The 21,745-nt window shown below is 71.8% G+C and carries 23 protein-coding genes and 4 pseudogenes; 16 read left to right on the top strand and 11 right to left on the bottom strand.

Annotation, left to right across the window (positions count from 1 at the left end; all coding sequences use genetic code 11):
• Positions 1-32: 32 nt before the first annotated feature.
• Positions 33-1,049: a B12-binding domain-containing protein gene (locus ACFW2G_RS23525; protein ID WP_106967601.1), complete on the top strand. Its 1,017-nt coding sequence runs from the start codon at positions 33-35 to the stop codon at positions 1,047-1,049.
• Positions 1,046-1,483, top strand: coding sequence for an STAS domain-containing protein (locus ACFW2G_RS23520; protein WP_384452226.1), 438 nt, complete (start codon positions 1,046-1,048; stop codon positions 1,481-1,483). The genes ACFW2G_RS23525 and ACFW2G_RS23520 overlap by 4 nt, the downstream gene beginning before the upstream one ends.
• A 7-nt stretch (positions 1,484-1,490) precedes the next feature.
• Here the strand turns inward: ACFW2G_RS23520 and ACFW2G_RS23515 are convergent, their stop codons facing one another.
• On the bottom strand, positions 1,491-1,751 hold the full coding sequence (locus ACFW2G_RS23515; RefSeq protein WP_384584117.1) for a TetR-like C-terminal domain-containing protein: 261 nt from the start codon (positions 1,749-1,751) through the stop codon (positions 1,491-1,493).
• Here ACFW2G_RS23515 and ACFW2G_RS23510 point away from each other — a divergent pair.
• Positions 1,745-2,053 (top strand): hypothetical protein, encoded by a 309-nt coding sequence (locus ACFW2G_RS23510; RefSeq protein WP_384584105.1) that lies wholly within the window; start codon positions 1,745-1,747, stop codon positions 2,051-2,053. The genes ACFW2G_RS23515 and ACFW2G_RS23510 overlap by 7 nt on opposite strands.
• Positions 2,054-2,134: 81 nt before the next feature.
• Positions 2,135-4,081 carry a hypothetical protein gene (locus ACFW2G_RS23505; protein WP_384584102.1) on the top strand — a complete coding sequence of 649 codons (1,947 nt, stop codon included), beginning with the start codon at positions 2,135-2,137 and terminating at the stop codon, positions 4,079-4,081.
• A gap of 162 nt (positions 4,082-4,243) precedes the next feature.
• Here ACFW2G_RS23505 and ACFW2G_RS23500 read toward each other — a convergent pair whose 3' ends face one another.
• Entirely contained in the window at positions 4,244-5,815 is a 1,572-nt protein-coding gene (locus tag ACFW2G_RS23500; RefSeq protein WP_384584100.1) for a S8 family serine peptidase, read from the bottom strand.
• A 1,216-nt stretch (positions 5,816-7,031) separates the two neighbouring features.
• On the opposite strand from ACFW2G_RS23500, the gene ACFW2G_RS23495 reads away from it, so the two are divergent.
• Both ACFW2G_RS23495 and ACFW2G_RS23490 read left to right on the top strand, forming a co-directional pair.
• The gene (locus tag ACFW2G_RS23495) at positions 7,032-8,585 is read left to right on the top strand and encodes a sigma-70 family RNA polymerase sigma factor (RefSeq protein WP_384584097.1); all 1,554 of its coding nucleotides are present in this window, start codon (positions 7,032-7,034) and stop codon (positions 8,583-8,585) included.
• A gap of 58 nt (positions 8,586-8,643) precedes the next feature.
• On the top strand, positions 8,644-9,168 hold the full coding sequence (locus tag ACFW2G_RS23490) for a hypothetical protein (protein ID WP_384452241.1): 525 nt from the start codon (positions 8,644-8,646) through the stop codon (positions 9,166-9,168).
• Between the two features lie 176 nt (positions 9,169-9,344).
• On the opposite strand, the gene ACFW2G_RS23485 is transcribed toward ACFW2G_RS23490, so the two are convergent.
• On the bottom strand, positions 9,345-10,301 hold the full coding sequence (locus ACFW2G_RS23485; protein WP_384452244.1) for an alpha/beta hydrolase family protein: 957 nt from the start codon (positions 10,299-10,301) through the stop codon (positions 9,345-9,347).
• A 169-nt stretch (positions 10,302-10,470) separates the two neighbouring features.
• On the opposite strand from ACFW2G_RS23485, the gene ACFW2G_RS23480 reads away from it, so the two are divergent.
• The 3 genes and pseudogenes from ACFW2G_RS23480 (at position 10,471) to ACFW2G_RS23470 (ending at position 12,538) form a co-directional block, all read left to right on the top strand.
• On the top strand, positions 10,471-11,067 hold the full coding sequence (locus tag ACFW2G_RS23480) for a TetR/AcrR family transcriptional regulator (protein WP_384452247.1): 597 nt from the start codon (positions 10,471-10,473) through the stop codon (positions 11,065-11,067).
• 449 nt (positions 11,068-11,516) lie between these two features.
• Positions 11,517-11,852 (top strand): annotated as a pseudogene (locus tag ACFW2G_RS23475) (sensor histidine kinase); the annotation flags it as partial.
• Positions 11,853-11,872: 20 nt separating this feature from the next.
• Entirely contained in the window at positions 11,873-12,538 is a 666-nt protein-coding gene (locus ACFW2G_RS23470; RefSeq protein ID WP_384452250.1) for a response regulator, read from the top strand.
• 183 nt (positions 12,539-12,721) lie between these two features.
• Here the strand turns inward: ACFW2G_RS23470 and ACFW2G_RS23465 are convergent.
• A pseudogene (locus ACFW2G_RS23465) lies at positions 12,722-13,015 on the bottom strand (response regulator transcription factor); the annotation flags it as partial.
• A 134-nt stretch (positions 13,016-13,149) separates the two neighbouring features.
• On the opposite strand from ACFW2G_RS23465, the gene ACFW2G_RS23460 reads away from it, so the two are divergent.
• Together ACFW2G_RS23460 and ACFW2G_RS23455 are read left to right on the top strand one after the other, a co-directional pair.
• Positions 13,150-13,479 (top strand): hypothetical protein, encoded by a 330-nt coding sequence (locus tag ACFW2G_RS23460; RefSeq protein WP_384584094.1) that lies wholly within the window; start codon positions 13,150-13,152, stop codon positions 13,477-13,479.
• Between the two features lie 66 nt (positions 13,480-13,545).
• Positions 13,546-13,740 carry a hypothetical protein gene (locus ACFW2G_RS23455; RefSeq protein ID WP_384584091.1) on the top strand — a complete coding sequence of 65 codons (195 nt, stop codon included), beginning with the start codon at positions 13,546-13,548 and terminating at the stop codon, positions 13,738-13,740.
• Positions 13,741-13,941: 201 nt separating this feature from the next.
• Here the strand turns inward: ACFW2G_RS23455 and ACFW2G_RS23450 are convergent, their stop codons facing one another.
• The 3 genes and pseudogenes from ACFW2G_RS23450 to ACFW2G_RS23440 all read right to left on the bottom strand — a co-directional run bounded on the left by ACFW2G_RS23450 (position 13,942) and on the right by ACFW2G_RS23440 (position 15,869).
• Positions 13,942-14,661 (bottom strand): hypothetical protein, encoded by a 720-nt coding sequence (locus tag ACFW2G_RS23450; protein WP_384584089.1) that lies wholly within the window; start codon positions 14,659-14,661, stop codon positions 13,942-13,944.
• Positions 14,662-14,831: 170 nt separating this feature from the next.
• Positions 14,832-15,002, bottom strand: a pseudogene (locus tag ACFW2G_RS23445) (NUDIX domain-containing protein); the annotation flags it as partial.
• A 105-nt stretch (positions 15,003-15,107) separates the two neighbouring features.
• Complete coding sequence (locus ACFW2G_RS23440) at positions 15,108-15,869, bottom strand: PIG-L deacetylase family protein (RefSeq protein WP_384584086.1); 762 nt, start codon at positions 15,867-15,869, stop codon at positions 15,108-15,110.
• 44 nt (positions 15,870-15,913) lie between these two features.
• On the opposite strand from ACFW2G_RS23440, the gene ACFW2G_RS23435 reads away from it, so the two are divergent.
• Entirely contained in the window at positions 15,914-16,162 is a 249-nt protein-coding gene (locus tag ACFW2G_RS23435) for a hypothetical protein (protein ID WP_384584083.1), read from the top strand.
• A 41-nt stretch (positions 16,163-16,203) separates the two neighbouring features.
• Here the strand turns inward: ACFW2G_RS23435 and ACFW2G_RS23430 are convergent, their stop codons facing one another.
• From ACFW2G_RS23430 to ACFW2G_RS23420, 3 genes are read right to left on the bottom strand one after another with little or no spacing between them, the layout of a single operon-like run.
• Positions 16,204-16,395, bottom strand: a complete 192-nt coding sequence (locus tag ACFW2G_RS23430) for a hypothetical protein (RefSeq protein WP_384681036.1) — start codon at positions 16,393-16,395, stop codon at positions 16,204-16,206.
• Complete coding sequence (locus ACFW2G_RS23425) at positions 16,392-16,676, bottom strand: hypothetical protein (RefSeq protein WP_384584077.1); 285 nt, start codon at positions 16,674-16,676, stop codon at positions 16,392-16,394. The genes ACFW2G_RS23430 and ACFW2G_RS23425 overlap by 4 nt, the downstream gene beginning before the upstream one ends.
• 3 nt (positions 16,677-16,679) lie before the next feature.
• Entirely contained in the window at positions 16,680-16,865 is a 186-nt protein-coding gene (locus ACFW2G_RS23420; protein WP_384584074.1) for a hypothetical protein, read from the bottom strand.
• 244 nt (positions 16,866-17,109) lie between these two features.
• On the opposite strand from ACFW2G_RS23420, the gene ACFW2G_RS23415 reads away from it, so the two are divergent.
• Positions 17,110-17,508 carry a hypothetical protein gene (locus ACFW2G_RS23415; protein ID WP_384584072.1) on the top strand — a complete coding sequence of 133 codons (399 nt, stop codon included), beginning with the start codon at positions 17,110-17,112 and terminating at the stop codon, positions 17,506-17,508.
• Positions 17,509-17,876: 368 nt separating this feature from the next.
• On the opposite strand, the gene ACFW2G_RS23410 is transcribed toward ACFW2G_RS23415, so the two are convergent.
• Entirely contained in the window at positions 17,877-18,731 is an 855-nt protein-coding gene (locus tag ACFW2G_RS23410) for a class I SAM-dependent methyltransferase (RefSeq protein WP_384452270.1), read from the bottom strand.
• Positions 18,732-18,991: 260 nt separating this feature from the next.
• On the opposite strand from ACFW2G_RS23410, the pseudogene ACFW2G_RS23405 reads away from it, so the two are divergent.
• From ACFW2G_RS23405 to ACFW2G_RS23395, 3 genes and pseudogenes are all read left to right on the top strand, one after another.
• A pseudogene (locus ACFW2G_RS23405) lies at positions 18,992-19,699 on the top strand (class I SAM-dependent methyltransferase).
• 234 nt (positions 19,700-19,933) lie between these two features.
• Positions 19,934-20,437, top strand: coding sequence for a GNAT family N-acetyltransferase (locus tag ACFW2G_RS23400; RefSeq protein WP_037922691.1), 504 nt, complete (start codon positions 19,934-19,936; stop codon positions 20,435-20,437).
• A 590-nt stretch (positions 20,438-21,027) separates the two neighbouring features.
• A complete protein-coding gene (locus ACFW2G_RS23395; protein WP_384584069.1) occupies positions 21,028-21,633 on the top strand; it encodes a dihydrofolate reductase family protein in 606 nt (201 codons plus the stop codon).
• Positions 21,634-21,745: the final 112 nt, after the last annotated feature.

The following is a 21,745-nucleotide window of genomic DNA, read 5'->3' as shown; positions in this document are numbered from 1 at the left end:
AGGAACTCCGCGCGCGGATCTGGGAGTCGGTGATGGCGTTCGACGAGGCCGCCACGGTCGGTACGCTGCTGCACGCACTGGACCGGGGCACGCCGGCGGAGGACATCCTGCTGGACGTCATCGCCGCCGTACAGGGCAAGGTCGGCCGGGAGTGGGCGGCGAACCGCATCACCGTCGCCCAGGAGCACGCCGCGACCGCCATCAACGACCGCGCCGTCGCCGCCGTCGCCCTGCACCCGGCCGCGCGCACGGAACCGACGCGCGGCCGGGTCACGGTGGCCTGCGTGGACGGCGAATGGCACGCCCTGCCCGCCCGGCTCCTGGCCGAGGTGCTGCGGATCAGGGGCTGGCACGTCGACTACCTCGGCGCGCAGGTCCCCGCCCCTCACCTCGTCGCGCACCTGCACCGCACCGGCCCCGAAGCCGTGGCCCTCTCCGGCTCCCTCGCGACCCGGCTGCCCGCCGCACACGCGACCATCACCGCCTGTCAGGCCGTCGGGACCCCCGTGATCGTGGGCGGCGCCGCCTTCGGCCCGGAAGGCCGTTATGCACGCCTGCTGGGCGCGGACGCCTGGGCCCCTGACGCACGGGCCGCCGCCGACGAGCTGGCCCGCGGCCCGCTGCCCCGGCCCCGGCCCGGCCACCATGCCGTCGACGACCTGCCGCACCTGGGCGACCAGGAGTACACGCTGGTCGCCCGGAGCCGCCCGCGGCTGGTCCGGGCCGTTTTCGACCAGCTGGAGCAGGCCTCCGCGTCCCTGGGCGGGTACACCGACGAGCAGCGCGAGCGTACCGCCGAGGACCTCTCCCACATCGTCGAGTTCCTGGCCGCCGCCCTCTACACCGGCGACGGGGAACTCTTCTGCGGCTTCCTGCTGTGGACCGCCGGTGTCCTGGACGCCCGCGGGGTGCCGGCCGCCTCGCTGTTGCCCGCCCTGCGCATCCTGGAGCGTGAACTGCAGGACTTCCCCCGCACCGTCGCCACCCTGCGGGCCGGAGCCTCCGGTCTGACCCGTACCCCTCTCACCGATGCCGGGACCGCCGAATGACGAGCCTGCCCCCCGCCCCGCTCGGCCTGACGTACTCGTCCTCGCACGAGGCCGTGCGCGTCGAGCTGAGCGGCGACCTCGACCACCTCCACGCGGACCGCCTGGTCGAAGCCGTCGACCGCCTCCTCGCTGCCCATCCCGGGCTGCGGGACCTGCGGCTGGACTGCGCCGGGCTGTCGGCCGTCGACTCCAGCGGCCTGGCGGCGCTGCTGATGGTCCGTCGACGCACCGACCAGGCGGGCGCGGGGCTCCACATCGACGGCCGGACCGTACAGCTGAACCGCATCCTGGAGATCACCGGAACCCTGGAGCACCTCACGGCGCCCAGCGCGGGCGCGCAGGCACTGCGCCGCACCGGCGGCACCCGGCCTGGCGGCCCGGCCGAGCAGAACCCGCCGGCCGCACCGCCCGGCGGCCCGGAGCCGGGCGCCTGAGACCGCGTCAGCCGTGGCACCGGGTGCTCGCCGGTGGGCCTGTGCGGTAGGCCCCCGCACGCCCCGCCGCTGCCGCGGCCGACGCACACCGGGAGGGCAGCGCCGGGTCCGGGCCGGCCCGTAGGAGCAGCAGTTCGTGGTAGAACGGTGCGGTGGCGGCGACCAGCAGGGCTCGGGCGTCGGCCGGGCCCGGCAGCTCCCCGCGCGCGGTGGCGCGGTCGACGACGACGCGGCAGCGCGCGTAGCGGTCGTCCCAGAAGCGTGCCAGGGCGCCGGCTGCCTCCGGCCGGATCGGCCGGCTGGACCCGCTCGCCCGCCGGCGGCGCCGTCACCGCGTACCCGCTGCCGGACCCTCAGTGCCGGCCGCACGCGGTGGCCGTGGCACCCGACGGCGCCTGCTGGTACACCGCCTGGGCCACCGGACGGATCGGCCGGGTCACCGAAACGGCCCTGTCCGGACCCGACTGCGAACCGCACGGCCTCGCCTTCGGACCCGACGGCACGCTGTACGTGGCCCAGGAGAGCGGCGACATCACCCGGTGGGACATCACGGCGGCGACGGGGGAGTGACCCGGACCGGGCTGCCCGGCGGCGGCGGTGTGCGCGAGCGCGGCGTGTGACCATCGCAGGATTCACTCGTTTGACGCCAGCGTGAGCACCTCTCAGAGATTCGGCCCGACCGGGGTCGAGCGCGCCGAGGCGGCCCTGGTCGAGCAGTACCCCCGACTGGTCCGGCTCGCCTACCTGACGCTCCCGGACTCGCTGGTCCGGCACACCCGCGTCCTGCTGGCCCACAAAGCCGTGCAGCGGGCGCTGCCCCGCTCCGGCACACCGGCGGGACCGGCCCCCGCAGAGGGCGGGCCCGACCGGCCCGACCCGCACCTCGCGCTGGTCCGCGCCCGCGTCCTGCGGGCCACCCTCACCCCCTCGGGACCCCCGGGCACCCTCCGGGGCCGGATCGCCCGGCCGCCCGTCCCGCCCTTCGTGTGGGGGCTGAGGCTGTGGCCGCCCGCGGGAGGGATCGACGAGGCCGCCCGGACACTTAGCGGTGTTCCGGCCCCGGTGCGTGCGGCGTTCGTCCTCCACCACCTGGACGACCTCCCGGAGCACGAGCTCGTACGCCTCCTCGGCCGGGCAGGGGCGGCCGATCCGGCCGGTGCCCTGCACGAAGCCCTCGCTCTGCCCGTCGGGAAGGAACTCCTCGAGGCGTTGCGTCGACCGGAGTTCGACGCCAGCGTGGTCAGCGCCCGCCCCACCGACCTGCTGCGCAGACGCCGCAGGGCACGGGCCTGCTGGGCCGGTCTCGCCACCCTGGCGCTGGCCCTCACCGCGCTCTGTGTCCACGGCTCGCGGCCGGCTCCCGACGTGCGGCCGGCCGCCGGGCCCGCGGTCTCCACGGCGCTGGACCCCGCCCGGCTCCAGCGCGTTCCCGCCGAGGCCTGGGCCGACACCGCCCGCGTCGACTTCACCGCCTGGCCCGCCCGCGGCGGCCGGACCGGCGACCGCGACCTGCTGGCCCGTGCACTGGGCACGTGGGCCGCGCCGGGCAGGACGCCGGTCGCCGCGGCGCCCGGCACCACGGCCCAACCGCCCGCGCAGCCGCCCCAACTGCTGTACGCGGGCGAACTGGACGGCCGCGCGGTGGTGCTCATGCGCGACGGGGACCGCGTCGTGCGCTACGGCGAAAGCGCCACCGGGACAACGGGCGGCAGCCGCACGCTCGACGTCACCCGCACCGACGACGCCGGGGTCACCACGGCGGCCGCCCTCACCCTGTCCCGGACCCCCGACGGGACGTCGGCCCGCTACCTCCTCGCCCCCTGGATCGCGACGACCGCCACCCGCGACCTGCTCCGGGCGGGTGACACGGGACACCCGCTCGCCGTCGCCGCCGACGGGGTCACCGCCCCGGCCGCGGTACCTCCGGCCGGCGGATCCTGTACCTCCTGGCCCGTCCTCGAACTCACCTCCTCGACCCGCATCGTTGAGAAGCACTCCTTCGTCCTGACCGACCTCGGCGCGCTGTCCCCGGTACACCTGACCTACACCCCGCTCCCGGACGGTCCCGGCGCTGTCCCGGCCCGCCAGCCGCGGGAGGTCACCGCTCCCGAGGCCCGCACGGCCTGGGCGCGGCTGGCCTGTCGGCTCGGTGATCTGCGTGGCGGCGCCTACCGGGCCGTCAACGTCTGGGACTTCGCGGCCGCCGAACTGCCCGACGGCGCGGGCCGTGCGGTCTGGTCCTGCACCCGGGCCTCCGGCTGGGCCGGGCCCGGCGATGTCGCGGTCCGCCTGCGGCTGGCTTCCGGAACGCCCCGGGACGTGGCAAAGGCCCGGTCCACCGCCGCCTGCGGCAGGTTCGGCCAGCACCTCCTCGCGGGTTTGCGCTGGCGCTCCCCGGCCGGCCGCTGGTACCTGCTGGCCGCCGGAAGCCGCCAAGTCGCCGCGATCACGGCCACGGGAGCCGTGCGCGCCGCCACCTCCGACCGCACCCTCACCGCACCCTGGTCCGGACCCGACGGCCCGGTGTCCCTGGCCGCGACCCTCGCGGGCGGCGGCACGGTCACCGCCCTCGACGGAGCGGGGGGCGGCCGCGACTAGACCGGTGGCCGGGGCGCGGGCCGCCGGTCGCTCGCGGCCGGACCCGCTGCGCCCCTCGTAGAGCCCTGGCGTCCGTGAACGATGCGGCGGGGGCGACCACCATATGGTCGCCCCCGCCTGTTCATCGCGGCTCAGGAGTCGTGCGCCGCTGCCTGTGCTGCCTCAGAACTGCAGCGCCCAGGAGTCGATCTTTCCGGTGTCGAGGTACGCGTTGTCGCTCACCCGCAGCTTCCACACGCCGTTGGCGACCTCGGAGGAGGCGTTGACGGTGTAGTTCCTGATGATGTTGTCCGCGCTGCCGCCCGAACGGTTGTGCAGGTTGTACAGGGTGCCGTCCGGCGCGACCAGGTCCACCTTCAGGTCGCCGATGTAGGTGTGCTTGATGTCGACCGCGACGGTCAGCGCCGCCGGGGCGTTGCCGGTGACCCCGCTGACGGTGACGGGCGATTCGACGGTCGAGTTGTCGCTGATCGCGTAGTCGGCCGTGTTCTCGAAGCGCTTGCCCGGCGGGACGGTGCCACCCCCACCGACGTTGAGCAGCAGGTTCGGGGAGCCCGAACCGGGGCTGGACACCACGTTGGGAGTGGCGCCCGCCACGAGGGCGTCACGGACCTGCGCCGGGGTGCTCGAAGTGTTCTGCGACAGGTACAGGGCCGCGGCCCCCACCACGTGGGGCGTGGCCATGGAGGTGCCGGAGATGGTGTTGGTGGCGGAATCGCCGGTGCCCCACGCGGAGGTGATGGAGGAGCCCGGGGCGAAGAGGTCCAGCACGCTGCCGTAGTTGGAGTAACTCGCCCTGGCGTCGGAGCTGGTGGTGGCGCCGACGGTGATGGCCTCGGCGACGCGTGCCGGGGACTTGGTGGAGGCGTTGGTCGACTCGTTGCCCGCCGCGACACCGTAGGTGATGCCGGAGGCTATGGAGTTGCGGACGGCCGTGTCGAGTGCCGAGTCGGCGCCGCCGCCGAGCGACATGTTGGCGACGGCGGGCTTGACGGCGTTGCGGGTCACCCAGTCGATGCCCGCGACGACCTGGGCGGTCGTGCCGGAACCGTTGTTGTCGAGGACACGGACGCCGACGATCTTGGCCTTCTTGGCAACGCCGTAGGCCGATCCGCCGACGGTGCCGGCGACGTGCGTGCCGTGGCCGTGGCCGTCCTGGGCGGTGTTGTCGTTGTCGATGGCGTCGTAGCCGTAGGAGGCGCGACCGCCGAAGTCCTGGTGGGTGATGCGGACTCCGGTGTCGATGATGTACGCAGTGACGCCCTCGCCCGCCTTGTCGGGGTAGGTGTAGCTCCTGTCGAGAGGGAGGGACCGCTGGTCGATCCGGTCGAGGCCCCAGGACGGCGGGTTCGGCTGGGTCGTGTCCACGGTGAAGACCCGGTCCTGCACGACCGCCTGGACGGCCGGGTCGGCGGCGAGTTTCCTGGCCTGCGCCTCGGAGACCTTGACGGAGTAGCCGTTGAGGGCCGCGCTGTAGGTCCGGTCGATCTTCGCGCCGTACCGCTTGGCCACGGCCCTGCCACTGTTGGCGGTGGAGCGGGCAGCGGAATCCTTCAGGGTCACGATGTAGCTGCCGGAGACGCTCCCGGCCGCCCCTGCGTTCTCGATGACACCCTGCGCGCCGCTGTCGGCGGCCGAGGCGGGCAGGGCGGCGGCCGCGCCGAGCGCGAGGGCCGCGACCGCGGTCGCGCTGACGCCGGCGAGCCTCCGGCGGGTGTGACGCATCACGGACATGTGGGGGGTCCTCCTCATGGGCGGTGCACTTCGGGGATGGAGCGCAGCCGCTGCCGACAGCCAGGCGGCATGCACATGACAGAACGTCAACTCGGCTGCGCTGCAGCAAGGTTGACCCACCCGCCGCCTCACCCACAAGGGGCCGACGGGCGCGTAACGTCCGTGCCATGCGCCGGCCATGAACGGGCAAAGACGCGCCGCACATGACGCGGGCACGGCTCGCGGTGCCGGCCCGGGGGTCCAAGGGTGCCGGATACCCGCCCGCGCTGCCGCTGCCGCCACGACAGCGTGGCCGACGGGCGGCCCGGTTTCACGCCGAAAGCCCTCAGGGTGGGAGCGCGGCCCGGCTGCGAACCCTCGCCGGTGGAGGCGCTGCCCGCAGCTGCCGCTGCCTGGGCCCCTCTTCGCGGCATCCGGCGGAGCGACGCGCTCCGCAGGTTCTGCGAACCCGACGGATTCCAGCCACACCGCGGCCCGGGGTGAGGGCTCCCATGGCATGCGGTCCGCCGAGGGCGCCGCGAGTCGAAGCCCTCTGGCGCCGGGCCGGAGTCCTGGCGGGGAAGCGCAGGTGGATCGGTCCGGAACGCCGTGCATCGTCGACCGGGCCACGCTGAAGCCGAGTTGTGAAGTTTTCGTGAGCGCGCCGATGCGGTACGGCCGTGGGGCGCGGCACCGCGCGGCGGTGCGGCCGGTCCGGGCGTCCCGCGAGGCGCTCACCGGGGTTCCGGTTCTTGTGATCCTCCTGACAAAAACGTCGGTGAGGAGGTGGAATCCACGAAACGAAACGCGCGCCCGGAGGGCGTCGCCGCCGCGCAGGAGAACGACTGCCGTGACGCCCGCTCCCGTTCTGACCGACATCCGAAGAACCGAAAGGCCGACCACAACTCGCTTACAAAAGGAACTGGTTGCGCCCTCATAACAGGTTTTGACGTATCAGGAGCCGCCTTACGAAGCCTGGTTGGCGCGATCGGAGCATCCGGTCCGATCGTGCTCACCGACTCCTCGCGGCGGTCCTGAACCTGCTTGCCTGCAGCCCGGCCAGCGTGCACACTTGCGCGAATTCCGCTCGGGCGCAGCGTCGCACCCTCATGACAGGTGCACCCGGCACTGATGCCCGGGTCTCCAGCAAGCCACACGGGAGCGAGTGTTGATTACACCGGGCACCGACCGCCGGCAGCATCTTCGAAGCCTCAGCGACGGGGAACTCTGCGCCCTGTTGCGCGGCCATACCGCGGAGCCCGACGCGGTGGTCAGCGACGTGATGGACGAGGTGTTCGCCCGTCACCATTCCACGGTGCTCGCCTACGCCCGCACGTGCTGCCGAGACCTCGCCACCGCCCAGGACCTCGCCGCCGAGGCCTTCGCCCGTACCTACCGGGCCGTCGCCTGGGGGGCCGGGCCCGAGTACGCCTGGCGGCCCTACCTGCTGGCCTGCGTGCGCCGTCTGGCGGCCACCTGGGCGCGGGAGGCATCCCGGACGAGACTGTCCGACGACTTCGAGGAATGGGCCGCCCAGCTCTCCGCGGGCCACGACACCGAGGACGCCGTCTTCACGGAGGAGGAAGGGTCGCTGATCCTGCGTGCCTACCAGTCGCTGCCGGAGCGCTGGCAGGCCGTTCTGTGGCACTCCGTCGTCGAGGGCGAGCCGGCGGCCGCGACCGCGGCACGCCTCGGGATATCGGCGGGCGGGGTGGGCTCACTGGTCGCGCGTGCACGGGAGGGCCTGAGAGAGGCGTACCTGCGCGCCCACCTGGACCAGAGCGCAAGCGACGAGTGTCGCCACTTCGGAGGGCAGATCGCCGCCAGGCTCCGCCGCCCCGGCACCCGCCTCACCCGGGACCTGGGCCGTCACCTCCAGGGGTGCGACGGGTGCGCACGGGCCCAGCGTGACCTGCGGGACGTCAACGGCCGCCTGGGTGTGCTGCTGCTGGGCGGAATCCTGCTGTGGAACCCTGCCTCCTTCCTGTCCGCTCTCGGCGGGAACGGCACACACCTCGCGGCAGCCACCCTGAACGGTACTCAGCTCGCCGGAGCCAAGGCCGGAGCCGTGAAGTGGGCCGCTGCGACGGCCCTGGCGGGAACGGCGGCCACCGTGGCGGTGCTGCTGCCGGCCGACTCCGGCAACAGCGGGGCCGGTCCGGACGCGGCTGCGGTCAGCACGCCCGGAGCCCTGAGGGTCCCGCTCCCCGAAGCCGTCTCGATCGAGGCCATCGGCTCGGCGGACTTCGCCCGGGCACCCGCCACGAAGCTCCCGTCCGCCTCCGCGTCCGCCACGCCGCCCTCGGCGTCGACCTCGGCGTCGCCCTCCCCGGATCGCACCGGTGCCGCTCTGGTCAACGTTGCCTCGGGGCTGTGCGTCGGCCTGGGCGGGCACGATTCCGGCGGCGCGGTGGTGCTGGAGAAGTGCACCGGGAAGGCGGACCAGGGGTGGCAGCGGCTGCCCGCCCACGGCAACAGCTACCAGCTTCGCAATGCGGACACCGGAACCTGTCTGGAGGGAAGCACCGCCGGCGGGAACCTCGCCGAAATCACCCTCCGCTCCTGCCGGACCGGCGCGGACCGGGCGACGCAACTCTGGCGGTTCGAGACGGACGCGCGGCACAGTGCGTACCGCGTCTGGTTCGTTCCGAAGGCCCCGCGCACCGACTACGCCGACCACCTGCTGGGCCCGCGCAACTGGCCGAAGGCCGACCCGCCGCGTCCGGGCTCGGAGTTGGTACACCTGCCCGACTACTACAACTCGGTCAACCTGCTCTTCGACCTGAGGTGACTTTGAGGGTGCGGCCGCCGTCGGAGCGCGGGCCGGGCGGGTGTGCATACTGCTGGACATGAGGTCTTCGCCCGTTGCCCGTATCCATTTGATGATCACGTTCGTGCTGGTGATGTGCGGGATGGCGGGCGGGGCCTGTTTCGGTTGGCTGCTGGGCGGGCGGGCCTTGGGCGTGCTGGCCGCGGTGGCGGCGGGGCTCGGGGCGGGGGTCGGTTCGTTCCTTTCGCGCCGCCACGTGACCTCCTTCCTCCGCTCCGACCCCGCCCCGGCCCCCGCCTCGGGGGCTGGTGTCGAGGGAGGGGACGGGTATGCGGAGGGCGTCGCGGAGGCGGTGTTGGTCAGCGTCGCGACGTATCAGGCGGCGGTGTTCCCCCTGACGACTTTCGGCGTCAGCGGGGAGGAACGCGACGCGCGGCGGGGCGTTGCCTACCGCGTCTGCGCGCATGAGGGTCTGTCACAGGCGGTGCGCGTGTCGGCGGCCGCCGCACTGGAGGCGGTGGACGAGGGGGCGGACGCCGGGCGCGCGCATGCCGCGATGAGGGCGCTGTCACTGGCCGTTCACGACCAGCGGGCCGCCCGCTGAGCAGGCGGTCCACCAGTCCACCAGCCCTGCACCATCCCTGCGCGGCGGCGAGCGAACCTGCAGAGGCCGAGGCCGGTAGCGGCCCCACCGCAAGGCACGGTTGGTGGTGACCATCTGGCCGACGGCCGTGTCGGAGCGCTGGTTCGCCTTGGCTTCCGGAAGCGGTGGCAGGGAGCCTACTTGGCTGCGACCCGGCCTACCGGGTCGCTTCCCGTCGTCAGTGCCGCGTAGGCGGTCTGCCAGGCATCGTCGCCGGGGTGGAGCAGGGTGCGGAGATACGCCGAAGTCAGCCGGGCAACGGCGGCGACGCGCTCGGGGCTCTCGTCGGTGGTCTCGGCGGCGTCGTATCCGGCGATCCCGCCGAGCCCGTGCTCCGCGTCGAACAGGGTGAGCAGGGTCTTGGGGCCGGGGGCCAGGGTGTAGGGGTCCGCGTGCCAGTCCGGTCCCATGTCCGTGAAGTGCCGGGGGTCGTCCTTGTCGCCGGTGACGACCAGCGCCGGTGTGCTCATCGTGGAGAAGTCGACCGCTCCGATCACCGGCCACTGCTGGGCCATGGGCCCGTTGAAGACCTCGCCGCCCCTGCCGGGAGGGGCGAGCAGCGCGCCCGCCTTGATCCGGGGCTCGTGAAGGTGTATCAAGCGGCCGGTGTCGGGGTCGGTGAGTCCGGCGCCCAGCAGGAGGGCGGCGGTGAAGCCGCCGAGCGAGTGGCCGGCGACGGCGACCTTGGTGGGGTCGATCCGTCCGGCGAGTTGCGGCACGGCGCTCTCGATGTGGTCGAGCCGGTCGAGGATGTGGCTCATGTCCTCGGCGCGGGAGCGCCAGAAGTCCGGTGCACCAGGGGCGTCGGCGACCAGGCGGGTCAGTGTGCTGGAAGTGAGGTGGGTGGGTTGGACGACGACGAATCCGTGTGCCGCCCAGAAGTTGACGATCGGTGCGTAGCCGTTGAGCGAGGAGAGGTTGTTCGAGGGGCCGTGGCCGTGGGAGAGGAGGATGACCGGAAGGTCCGTTCCGGTCGCGGGGGCGGAGACGCGCAGCTGAAGGTCTACGGGGCGTCCGGCCACGGACAGGACCACGGGGCTGAAGGACAGGACCGGAACGGTCCCCAGGGCGTCGGCGGTGCTGGCTGTACTCATGAGGTGGGCTCCCTTTCGGTGGCGCCTGCCGTCCACCGGACTCGTGCGGTCAGCAGGCGGAGAGGGCGGTCAGGGGCGTCCCGCTTCGGTTATCCTGAAACGGAGCGCTGCTCCATTTAGTATCCGGAGCGCTGCTCCGTTTTGTCAATCGGCTGTGAAGGAGATCGCAATGGCCGCCGAGGGCCCCGCAGGAGGTTCGCCGTCCAGAGGCAAGCGGGCCGACGCCCAGCGCAACCGGGAGACGGTGCTCACGGCCGCGGCCGAGGTGTTCGTCACCTCGGGCGTCGACGCACCGATCCGCCAGATCGCAGCCCGGGCGGGCGTGGGGATGGCCACCATCTACCGCCACTTCCCGACCCGGGCAGACCTCGTCACCGCGGTGTACCAGCACCAGATCGAGGCATGCGCCGAAGCCGGCCCGCACCTGCTGGCCGGCGCCGATTCCCCGCTCGACGCACTGCGTCAATGGGTCGACCTCTTCGTCGACTTCCTGGTCACGAAGCACGGCCTCGCCGACGCTCTGCAATCCGACAGTGAGCGGTTCGCCGCGTTGCACGCCTACTTCCTCGACCGCCTGCTGCCCGTCTGCGCCCAACTGCTCGACGCCGCGGTCGAGGCCGACGAGATCAGGCCCGGCACACAGCCCTACGAGCTGATGCGCGGCATCGGCAATCTCTGCATCGGACGCGACAACGATCCTCGCTACGAACCCCGACGCCTGATCGCGCTCCTCTTGCAGGGACTCCAGCGGCCCCGGGCGAGCTGATGCCGACGAGCGGCATCGCGTCCACGACCCCGCCACGCCGGCTGAACCGCCGCTTCTCGGCAGCCTGAGGCACCGGCCGGCGGCAGCTTCCCTGAGTCGGCGCTGTCGTCGCTGCTCGGTTCGGGCGTAGAACGTGGGGAGTGGTCGCGGAGCGCTGTCTCGCTGATTCCCGGCCCACCGGTCGTGACCAGGCGATGGGCCGCTGCCGCCGGGTCCGTTGCCCGGGGGCGGCGGTCTGAGCGCCGACGCCGGGGGGCGGAGTCCCACAGGCCCTCAGTCGGGGAAGAGGCAGGGGCGCGAGGTTGTCCGGTGCCGTAGGGAACCGAGCGGCAGCCCGCCATGCGAGCGGGCCTGCCCCATGACGCCTGGGGGAGGGGGCGTCATGAGTGCGGGCCCCTGCGGAAGCCCCACCCAGGGCGGGACCTCCGACACGTAAGCGTGTGACCTACGACGCCCTCACCGTCACGGGAACACCTGTGTGCGAGGTGCCCGCCGGGACGGTCCGGAACCTGCTGAGGATCGCCCAGGAGGCCCTCGCGAACGCGGCCCGGCACGCTCCCGGGGGAGCCGTCGGGGTGGAGCTGGAGTTCGCCCCCGCATCGACCGTGCTGAGGATCCGCAACCGCCCCGCCACCCGCTGGCCGGCCCCGGAAACGGGCACCGGGATGGGACTGATCGGCATGCGCGAACGCGTCGCCCTGCTGGGGGGAACGCTCACAGCGGGCCCGGTCACCGAAGGCCCGCACCAGGGCGACTGGCAATTGGAGGCAGTGATCCCGCAATGACCGGAGGAACGACCGGACGGATGCTCGGACCCCTCGCGGAGCAGCGGCCGTTGCGGGTGGTCGTCGCCGACGACCAGGCCGCCGTCCGTGAGCCCCTCGCCGGGGTACTGGCCCTGGCCGAGGGCATCGAGGTCGCCGCGGCCGCGGCCAACGGCACCGAGGTGTTGGCGGCCGTCGCCGCCGGCCCGGTGGACGTGGTGCTGATGGATCTGAGGATGCCCGTCATGGACGGCATCGAGACGACTCGCCTGCTGGCCGACGAGTATCCGGAGGTCGCGGTGGTCGTCCTGACCACCTTCGCCGACGACGACTCGATCCTCGGCGCACTCGGCGCGGGAGCCCGCGGCTACCTGACCAAGAACGCCGGACGCCAGGACATCACCCGCGCGATCCGGGCCGCGGCTGCCGGCCAGTCCGTACTCGACCGCGAGGTCCAGGACCGGCTCCTGGCCACCGTCCGGACCACGGTGCCCCCGCCCGACCGGCCCCTCCCCGAGGACCTCACCCCTCGCGAACGCGAGGTGCTCGGGCTGATCGGCCAGGGCCTGTCCAACCGGGGCATCGCCGAGCAGCTCTTCATCACCGAGGCCACGGTCAAAACGCACATCAACAACCTGTTCGCCAAGGCCGGGATCCGCGACCGCGCGGACGCCGTACGTCGCGCCATTGCCTCCGGTCTGGCCTGACCACACGGGGGAAGCGCCGATGTCCGTCCGCCGCCCCGTACCCGACGTCCGGTCGGAAGCCGCAGAAGAGAGCCTGGAGTTCTACGGCCTGATCAGATGGGAGGAAGTCCTGAACCACGGCTGAATCATCTCCGCGCCGCTCGCCCCTGGTCCGCTCCGACCGCGCAGATCAGCTTCACGGCCGACGACTTGGACGCGGTCCCGGGCGCCCAGTGTGGTGAGCAGCCGCGACACGTGCGACTTGGCGGTGGCCACGGTGATGAAGAGGTCCTCTGCGATCTCGGTGTACGACCGGACGCGTCCGACCAGGGTCAGCACTTCCCGTTCCCGTTCGGTGATGCCTTCGACCGGCTGCGGGGAGCGCTCCGGGACAGCCGCGGGACGTCCGACGAAGTCCGCGATGAGACGGCGCGTCACACCCGCGGAAATCGGTGCCTCGCCGACAGCGACCACGCGGACCGCCGCGAGGATGTAGTCCGGGGTGGAGCCGCTGCCGACGTTCGTGGGGCTCGTGCGTGGGACGGCGGGGGTGGGCCGCCAGTGTCCAGGAAGCCGCTGGTGAACCGGCGTCAGAGCGGTGGGTTGTCGGAGTTGTGTGGCAGGCTGCGCTCGTGGAAGAGCTCATAGGTACGCAGAGGCCGACGCACAGGATGCTCGACCCGGCCGGGGCCATGGCGGCGCTGGAACGCGCGGTCCCCGGGCTGGTGGCATTGCGCCGGCAGAAGCCGGCCGACTTCGACTGGCGGGCGATCGAGGCGGAAGTCGGAAGGGGTCTTCCGTCCGACTTCAAGTCGCTCTCCGAGTGGTATCCGGCCTTCGGCCTGGACGACTTCCTGAGCGTTCAGCTGCCTTCGCCCGGGGAGGATGCCCTCGGATCCGCGGAGGGCACACGATCGGGGAGGTGGCGCTGCGACTACCCCGCCGACCTGCGTCCTGCCTAGCTCATCTCGACGACCCTGGTCCCCTGGGGGGACCCGGCTGAGGGCGACGAATTCTTCTGGAGCGTGATGGGCGACGATCCTTCGCACGGGCTGGTCACCGTCTGCTCCCGCAACGGTCCCTGGTGGCACTACGAGGGCGGGGTAATTCAGTTCCTGGCGGAGCTCTGTGGCGGGACGGTGGAGCCGTGGGCGCTCCCGCCGGTCCAGCCCAGGGTGACAGGCGGGGCCGTCGAGGGCGGCGACGGGCATCCGTTTGCTTGAACCGCACGGCGCGCCAGCCAGACGGGCTTGTAGGCCTGACAGGAGGACCGGCCGCACTGGCACGACGCCATCCGAACCGGCGGTACAGCATCCGATGAGGCCCGTGTCGCCGGCAGGGGTTCAGTGGGCCCAGGGGGGGCGCCGAGGGCGGGTGAAGTGTTGCTCATGCCAGTCCTCGCTTCGTAACGGGCCGGGAGCGGCTTACGAGACGGTGAGGTCGGTGACCTCCGGCAGTTCGGTGAAAGGTTGTTGCGCGGCGCGGGGGATCCCGAGCCGTGCTCGGGCCTGGTGGATGGCGGCGAGCTGGTCGGCCGCCGGGGGTCCCCAGTCGAAGAGCTCCAGAGCCTGCTCGGGTGTGGCCAGGACCCGGATGTGGGTGCGGCCGGTGGCCGGGTCGACTGGTGGCGGGCCGAGACGGGTGAGGGGTGCGGCATAGCGGAGGCGGGCGTACGGCTTGTCGGGGTCGGAGAGGTGGCCGAGGAACAGCGGTTCGTCGAATTCGGCTGCGGCTTCCTCGCCTGCCTCCCGGCGCAGTGTGACGAGCGGGTTGCCGCGGTCATGGGGTTCGGGGGTGCCGCCGGGCAGACAGGCCGCGCCGGTGTCCGGCTCCAGCAGGACCAAGGCACGGCCGTCCGGTGCGAGGAGCCAGCCCCAGGCCTGAACCACCGAGAGCTGGTCCGGGGCAGGGCAGGTGTGGAAGGGGAGGTGGTGCCGGGCGCGGGCGGTACGCAGGACGCCGGCCCGGTCCAGGACGGTGGGGGCGATCGGCAGGCCGTCCTCCAGGAACGCGGGTCCGGCGGAGTTGACGCGGGCGCGGAGAGCGGACAGGGCGCGGCACGCGTCCCCCGGAGCCATGAGAGTGGGCAGATCGGCGGGTTCGACGAACTCGACGGCGTCGATCTCGCCTGGGGCGGGCCGCATCGCGGCGATCTGGCCCTCGTCCCAGATGCCGCCGTCGAAGACGTGCAGGAGCTCGCCGGGAACTTCATGGCGGGCGGTGTGGTGCGGCCGGTGGGGGAGACCCAGTCGACGGCCAGTCCCCGGGTGACTGCCGCCGTGACACCGAGCTTTTCCTTCATCTCTCGGGCAGCGCCCTGGGCGGGGGACTCGCCCAGATCGACGGCGCCACCGGGCAGCAGACAGGTGTGGCGGTAGGCGACGCGCTGGAGCAGGACCTGCCCGCGCTGGTTGGTGATCAGCACGGAGGTTCCGGCCCGCAGGGCGTGCGAGGCGCGCAGCGCCCCGTACGTCTCCGCCCGCATCGCAACACTGGGGCGTTCGTCGGGCGCGGATGTCATCGTCATCCCTCTCCGATCGGTGGTTGTTTGCCCGTGGGCGGTGAGAAATGCCCGTCACGCGCCACGATGTCAGACGGTCAGCCGGGCCGGGTCGCCCTTTGTGGGGCCGGAAGTGAGGCGCGTGAAGTGCTCGGCCTGGATGATCCGGTTGCGGTCGGCCTCGGGGAGACGGGCGAGGATGCCGGGGAGGGCACGCTCGCGGGCGACCTCGCCGCGGTGCGCCGAAATCGCCTCCCACTTCTGCGCGGCCCAGGGCGTGACGTCGACGCTGGCGGTCACGTACGCGTCCGGTACAGCGAGGACCGTCTTTCCCACCCCTTCGAGCAGCGGGCGGAGCAGGCCGACGCCGGACTCGGGGTGCGTGGCCGCGTACAGGGCGGTCACCTGCCAGGGCTTGCCGGTGTCGGGGTACGCATGCGGGAGGCCGGCGGCCTCGACGGCGAGGAGGGTGATCTGGTGTGTGCGTACGTGATCCGGGTGGCCGGTGAGCTGGCCGAGGGCATCGTGGGTGACGACCACCTCGGGCCGGACCTCGCGGATGTGGGTGACGAGGCGGCCGACTGCTGCGTGGAGGGGCACGTCGACGAGCCGGGGTTGGCCGGGGGAGGCCTCGCGGTTGCGGGCGTCGTTGTAGCCGAGCAGGCGGGGAGCACCGGCGCCCAGGATGGCCAGGGCCTCTGCGAGTTCGAGCGCTCGCCGGCTGTCGGCGGCCCAGGTGGCGGTGACGACCGCCGTGCGGGCCCCGGCGGCGTGATGCTGGGCGAGGACGCCCCCGGCGAGGAGGGACTCGTCATCCGGGTGGGCGAAGACGGCAAGCAGGCTGGGTGGCAAGGGGCCTCCAGGTGCGGTCGTGGTGCGGAAACGCCCAGACGCAGGTGATCGAGTGGCGCGTGCAGGGGCTGCTCGGTGGTGAGGGCGCTGGTGTCGATGACGTGGCCCACCGAGTGCATCCGGCCGATGGTGGCCTGCTCGTCCTCGGATGTGCGCCGGCGGTGGTAGGCGCGCACGACTTCGTCGCGTTCGGCGCCCTTGGCAAACTCCCAACTGGCCGCAATCCGCTTCTGGAGCACCACCGGGTCGGTGTGCACGACGAGGTGCTGGAAGCCGCCGTCGGCCTGGCGTAGCGGGGTGAAGTCCTCCTCGGCGTAGGCGGGGTTGAGGACAGTCATCGCAGCTCCTGCCACAACGGTAGATCCTGGTAGTCCGCGGGGCACAGCAGGTGTCCGCTGAGCGTGCTGCGCAGCAGGTCCCTGACGGCCTCCGGGCCGGAGACCGTCGCGCCGGACAGAGCGTGGCACAGCCCGACGGCAAGGGTGGTCTTATCACCGCCGAACGGTCCGTTCAACCAGACGATCATGCGTCCCTGGCGGCCGCGGTCATCGTGTCGGCGGACCGCGAAGGCGCTGGAAGACACCCGTGGTGGCCCGGCCACCTGAACACCAGCCGGGAAGACGCCTTGTCCAGGTCCAGGACGTCCCCGACCGGCAACAGATCATCGGGCGTGCCGGCCGGGTGAACGGTCAGGACGGGATGGGCGTGCTGGTCGTTGTCGTCGGCGCGGATGTGGCGGTTCCAGGCCCGGACCGTGGCCGCGAGCTGCTCGGCGAGCTCGAGTCCCTGCTCACCGAACGCGTGCACTACTCACTCCCACTCCTTGTCCTGCGGGCGGTCACCGTCCTTGGTCTGGATGTGGATCAGGTAGGCGAGCGAGGCGCCGCCGAGGAACGTGGGTGCGTCCCGGTCCTTCGCGATGACGGTCACCCCCTCCTTCGGGTCCTGGTGGGCAACCAGGCGGCAGAAGCCGGGCAGGGTGGTGGCCGCGTACAACTGCAGCGAGCCGAAGAAGACGGCGCCGCACTAACCGCGGTGCGACCAGGAGACCGCCCACTGCGCGGGCGATGGCGCGCGAGCACCGTCGGGCGGTGCTGGGGCCGGTGGCGCGGTCTGACGGGTCGGCAGGATCACGACTCCATATCCGATGCGAAAACGGCAAGGAAGAGTCCCTTTTGGGCGTTCGGCAGCCGATAGCGTACGCGCGTTCGATCATGTACACGTCCTCAAGGAATCCTCCATGGCCACGCCTCCCGCGCCGCAGTCCCCTGAACAGCCCGCCGCCCCCGTCGTACCGTCCGAGCCTGCAAAGAAGAAGAGCGGTCTGGGCAAGAAGATCCTCGGCGTCGCCGTGGCGATCGCGGTCGCACTGTTCTGGCGCCTGGGACTTCCCCACCTGACGGGCGAGGCCCCGGTGCACGCGGAGGCCGGCGACTGCGTCGTCGTCACCGGCCCGGACAACGACCCCAAGGTCGAGAGCAAGGCTTGCACCGAGAAGGTGGCCGACCTCTACAAGGTCGTCAAGGTCGTCGACAACACCTTTGACGTCGACAAATGCGAAGGCGTGGCCGAGGTCGCTCTTGCGCAGCAGCTCGAGACGGACAAGTTCGTCCTCTGCATGGAACCCGTCAAGAGCTGACGCCCCTGCGGCGTCCGTCTCCGCGGTTCGTCAGGGTGCTGGCACAGCCTCTCGGCGGCCGTCCGCGACACAGTGGCGATGATCTTCATGTACGAGGCGGTCGTCGTCGGGGGCCGGCCTGCGGGGCCGCAGCCACGGGCGAGACCAAGGCCAGAGCCCTCTCGAACATGGCCGCGCTGCCGCGCGAGACGGCCCCCCGGCCGGCATCCTGAAGCCGCGCTCCGCGCGCCGTGGCCTGCCGTCGGCGCAACCTGCCCACCGGTGTGCCGGCTCGCCCGTGCCTTGGCGACGGCCTACCCGCCTGGTGCAGGCCGTCGCCGTAGACCGATCTCAATGAACGCTGACCGGCCCGCTCGCAGGGTCCTGTCTCAGCGCGCGGTGACTGAGTACGCAGCGAGGGCGCGATTGCCGCGCGGCTTGGCGATCGCCCGGAGCACGTCGGCCTGACTCAGGACGAGCTGTCGCATCGGATCGGGCAGTGCGGCCAGTGGCCCATCGCTTCCCACCAGGTCCAGGCAGGCTGCGATCTCCCAGTCTCCGTCCTGCAGCCCGTCGGTATCGACCGGTTCGCTGCTGTCGGCCGTCCAGCCGGCCTCGGGCAGGAGGCGCAGCAGATGCTCACGGGAGAAAGGTGTGCGGACGTTGCCCTGGCCATGCGATCCCGCGGCCTCGACCTGCCCCTGGACCAGCACGGCGAGCAGGTGCGCCAACTGGTCGTCGGAGACAGGTGTCAGGTCCCACTCGGTGAACCATAGCCGCCGCGCCCACGGCCGTACCCGGGCCAGCGTGTCGCGCAGTTGCCCGAGCGAGCTGAAGTACCAGGAGCAATGTGCGAGCACCACATGGTCGAACGTACCTCTGGGGAAGTCGACTGACGGATCGAGGACGTCCGTGCCGAAGCGGACATCGATACGCGGCCCGAGAGGGCCCGCGGCGAGCCGGGCTGCCGATTCTCCGAGGGTGACCGGGGCCCCGTAGGAGGCCGCAGCCACGTCCACGGCCACCACACGCCCTCTCGGCCCCACCGCCTCCGCAAGGACGGCAGTCATGTCGCCCTGCCCGCAGCCCAGTTCGAGGACGGTAGAGCCGGGTGCGATGTGCCAGCCGGCCACGAGTGCGGCGCGGTGGCGAGTCTGGGACAGCTGGGCGTCCGGGCTGTGATCGGCAGCGGCCATGCCGGCCGCGAGCGAGGGGGCCTTGGCGAGGAGATCGGAGTGATTCACAAAGTCCTTGCTGGTACTCGACGGGTCGGTGCGGGCCGAGCGTACGAGACGCACGGGCGGTGGCGCTTCCGATTTCCTGGACGTCACCGGCACGACGGCGGCCAACCCTGTGAACCTGCTCCTGAAGCAGCTCGCGACCAAGACCGGCAGGGCACAGCCCACCCCCCCTCCGCCTCGCCAGCACGGCCGCCGCAGACTTCTGCCACCCGGAGACAGGCGGTGCGCGGAAACCGCGGAGTTGCCCCGACCGTTGGACCGGCATGGAGCCGAACAGGCGAGCGGGGCACCAGGGGGCCGGACCCGGGCGGTCACCCCGGACGGCTGCGCGGTCGAGCTGTACACGCGACTGCCAGTCGGGGCCCGAGCCGGACATCATCGCAAGCGCCGTGTCGCCGGGCGCGCGCATCCTGGAACTGCGCTGTGGCGCAGGGTGCGTGATCCACCCGCTCCTGGAACGGGTCTCGCGGTGACGGCTGTCGACGAGTCCCAGGAGATGCTCGATCGCGTTCGAGGGGCACGCGCGATACACGGTGCGATCGAGGACCTCGACCTGGGCGAGTCCTTCGACGTGGTGACGCTTGCGTCGTTCCTCGTACACGCCGGAGACATCGAAGTGCGGCGCGCGCTGCTGCGCACCTGCTCTCCGGCGCCTCGCGGCGGACGGCTGTGCGCTGATCCAACGGGAGGGTGAGGACTGGCACACGAACTTGCCGCGCGAGCGTGTCGATCCCGGAGGTTTCACGGTACGGATCGTGTCGGCGGAGCCGACTGGCGACGGTGCGAACTCGGTGCACGCGAAGTATGAGTTTCCGGACGCCGTATGGACCCAGACGTTCGTGTCCCGGCCGCTGACCGAAGAGCAGTTCAAGGAGGCTCTCGCAGAGGTGGGCCTGAAGGGAGACAGATACCTCACGCAGGACGGGACATGGGCACTGACGAGCCTCGCGACGTATCCGCCGCGCCCGTGAAATTCCGGTGTCTTCGCTGCGTTGCCGCGTTCGCTGCTCTCCGAAGGCGAACGAGTCAGGGCCATCACCGCATGCGACAGCCCCTTCGGCGCCGTACCGAACACGGAATCCGTCGATTGAACGGACGTCTCGATCGGGGGATTGCGAGCACTGCCCGGCCTGAGAGCAGAGCCTGGCGGTATACGGGGAAATTCCAGGGGATCAGGCGGCCGCGCGCTGCTACGGTCGGGCGCTATGAGCTGGCTCCCCGCGAACTTCGTGCATCCCGTCCTGGTCCCGCTGCCGGGCAGTGGTCATCACCTGCGGCCGATCCGGGAGGCGGACACCCCGCTCGACTATCCGGCTGTGATGGGTTCGCGCGAGCGACTGTGGACCATCTACGGCCCGGCCTGGGGCTGGCCCGCGGCCACCATGACCTACGAGGCCGACCGGGCCGACCTGTTGCGGCACGAGCAGGAGATCGCCGCACACCAGTCTTTCAACTACGCACTGTTCGACGCGGCGGAGACGGCTCTGCTCGGCTGTGTCTACATTGACCCACCGGAGAGGATCGGCGCGGACGGCGAGATCTCCTGGTGGGTGGTGGACGAGCTGGTGGACAGCAAGGTCGAGCAGGCCCTCGACGAACTCGTGCCACAGTGGATCGCCGCAGACTGGCCGTTCGAGCAGCCCCGCTTCCTCGGCCGAGAGATCTCCTGGCCGGACTGGCTCGCCCTGCCGGAGCACCCCGACGCGTAAGTGGCTGCCGCCGTCCCGATCCTGTGGGGCGCTGGTCGAACGGGGACGCCGTTCAGGTGATCGCGGTGGGCTCCGGGCACGCAAGCAGGGGCCTTTTGGCAGGTGGGTACATGTCTACGCCAACGAGTGCTCCAGGAGACCCTGTTGCCGCAGCTCTACGTTGTCGTGGAGGGCGGGTCCGGTCCGCTCACCCCGTGGTGCGGCTGTCTCGCATACCGGTTCGGGAAGGCCGCGGTCGACGCCACACGATATAGCCGCCCCCGGCCCGCAAGACTTCCGATGCCGCGCTCCACCGCGCGCTGGACCGGGTCATGAGGGTGAAAGGCGCCGTAGCGGGCCGATTATCCGGAAGTGACGTGCAGGTGCGTCCCACAGCCCATGACGCCGTGGGGATGTGCCCGCCACGTGGCTCCTCAGCGCTGCACGTGGCTCCGCCGAGCGTGACGGCCGGCCCGCCGTTCGCGGGTGGCGCTCCGCCGATCTGGTCGCTTGCCGCGTCATGATTCTGCTCGTTGCCCCACAGTACGGCCGATGAGTTCGCGGCTCGCGGCCAGTCCAAGCTCGCGACACCCCAAGAAAGGACCACCATCATGTCGGAGCTTCTCGTCGACTTCATCACCTCCCTCGACGGCCACGCATCGGGAGAAGGATGGCCTGGGTTCTGGGGCCTTGAGGGGCCGGAATACCTCGCATGGCTCGGTGAGCAGCCCGAGGCCACCTACCTGATGGGAGCGAACACCTACCGCCTGATGTCAGGCGTCGCCGCGGGCGAGGTCCCGAACGGCCAAGACGGGTTCAGGCCCGAAGAAGAGGCGTCCGTCGACGCGCTCACGCAAGCGTCCAAGGTGGTGTTCTCCTCCTCGCTCAAGGAGCCACTGACGTGGGCCAACTCCGCGCTCGTCCGCGACGACGCCGTCGAGGCGGTCCGCGCCATGAAGTCGAGCGGCTCGGGGCTCCTCAGCACCATCGGCAGCCTCAGCCTGTCCCGCTCCCTGCTACGAGCCGGACTCGTCGACCGCTTCCGGGTGGTGATGTTTCCGGTGATCACCGGGGCCACGGGCGAAGAACGCATTTATGACGGCTATCCGGACGTTGCCCTGGAGATGATCGAGCACCGCACCTTCGACGACCGCATCCAGCTGGTCGAGTACAGGCCCCGGGTGCTCGAGCACCCGCCGCTCGGCGCTCCTGCGTGACCGGGCCGCGGCGGCCGGGGGAACGCAGCCGCGCCTACGGCCTCCGGAGGATGGACCAGCCGTTCTGACGAGATCGGGACACCTTCGGTTCCTCCGGTATGCGGCCGGTACA

This window comes from Streptomyces sp. NPDC058880, assembly GCF_042742535.1.
Lineage (GTDB): Bacteria > Actinomycetota > Actinomycetes > Streptomycetales > Streptomycetaceae > Streptomyces.
The sequence above is the reverse complement of the archived record's forward strand: the minus strand, read 5'-3'. Positions and strand labels throughout refer to the sequence as shown.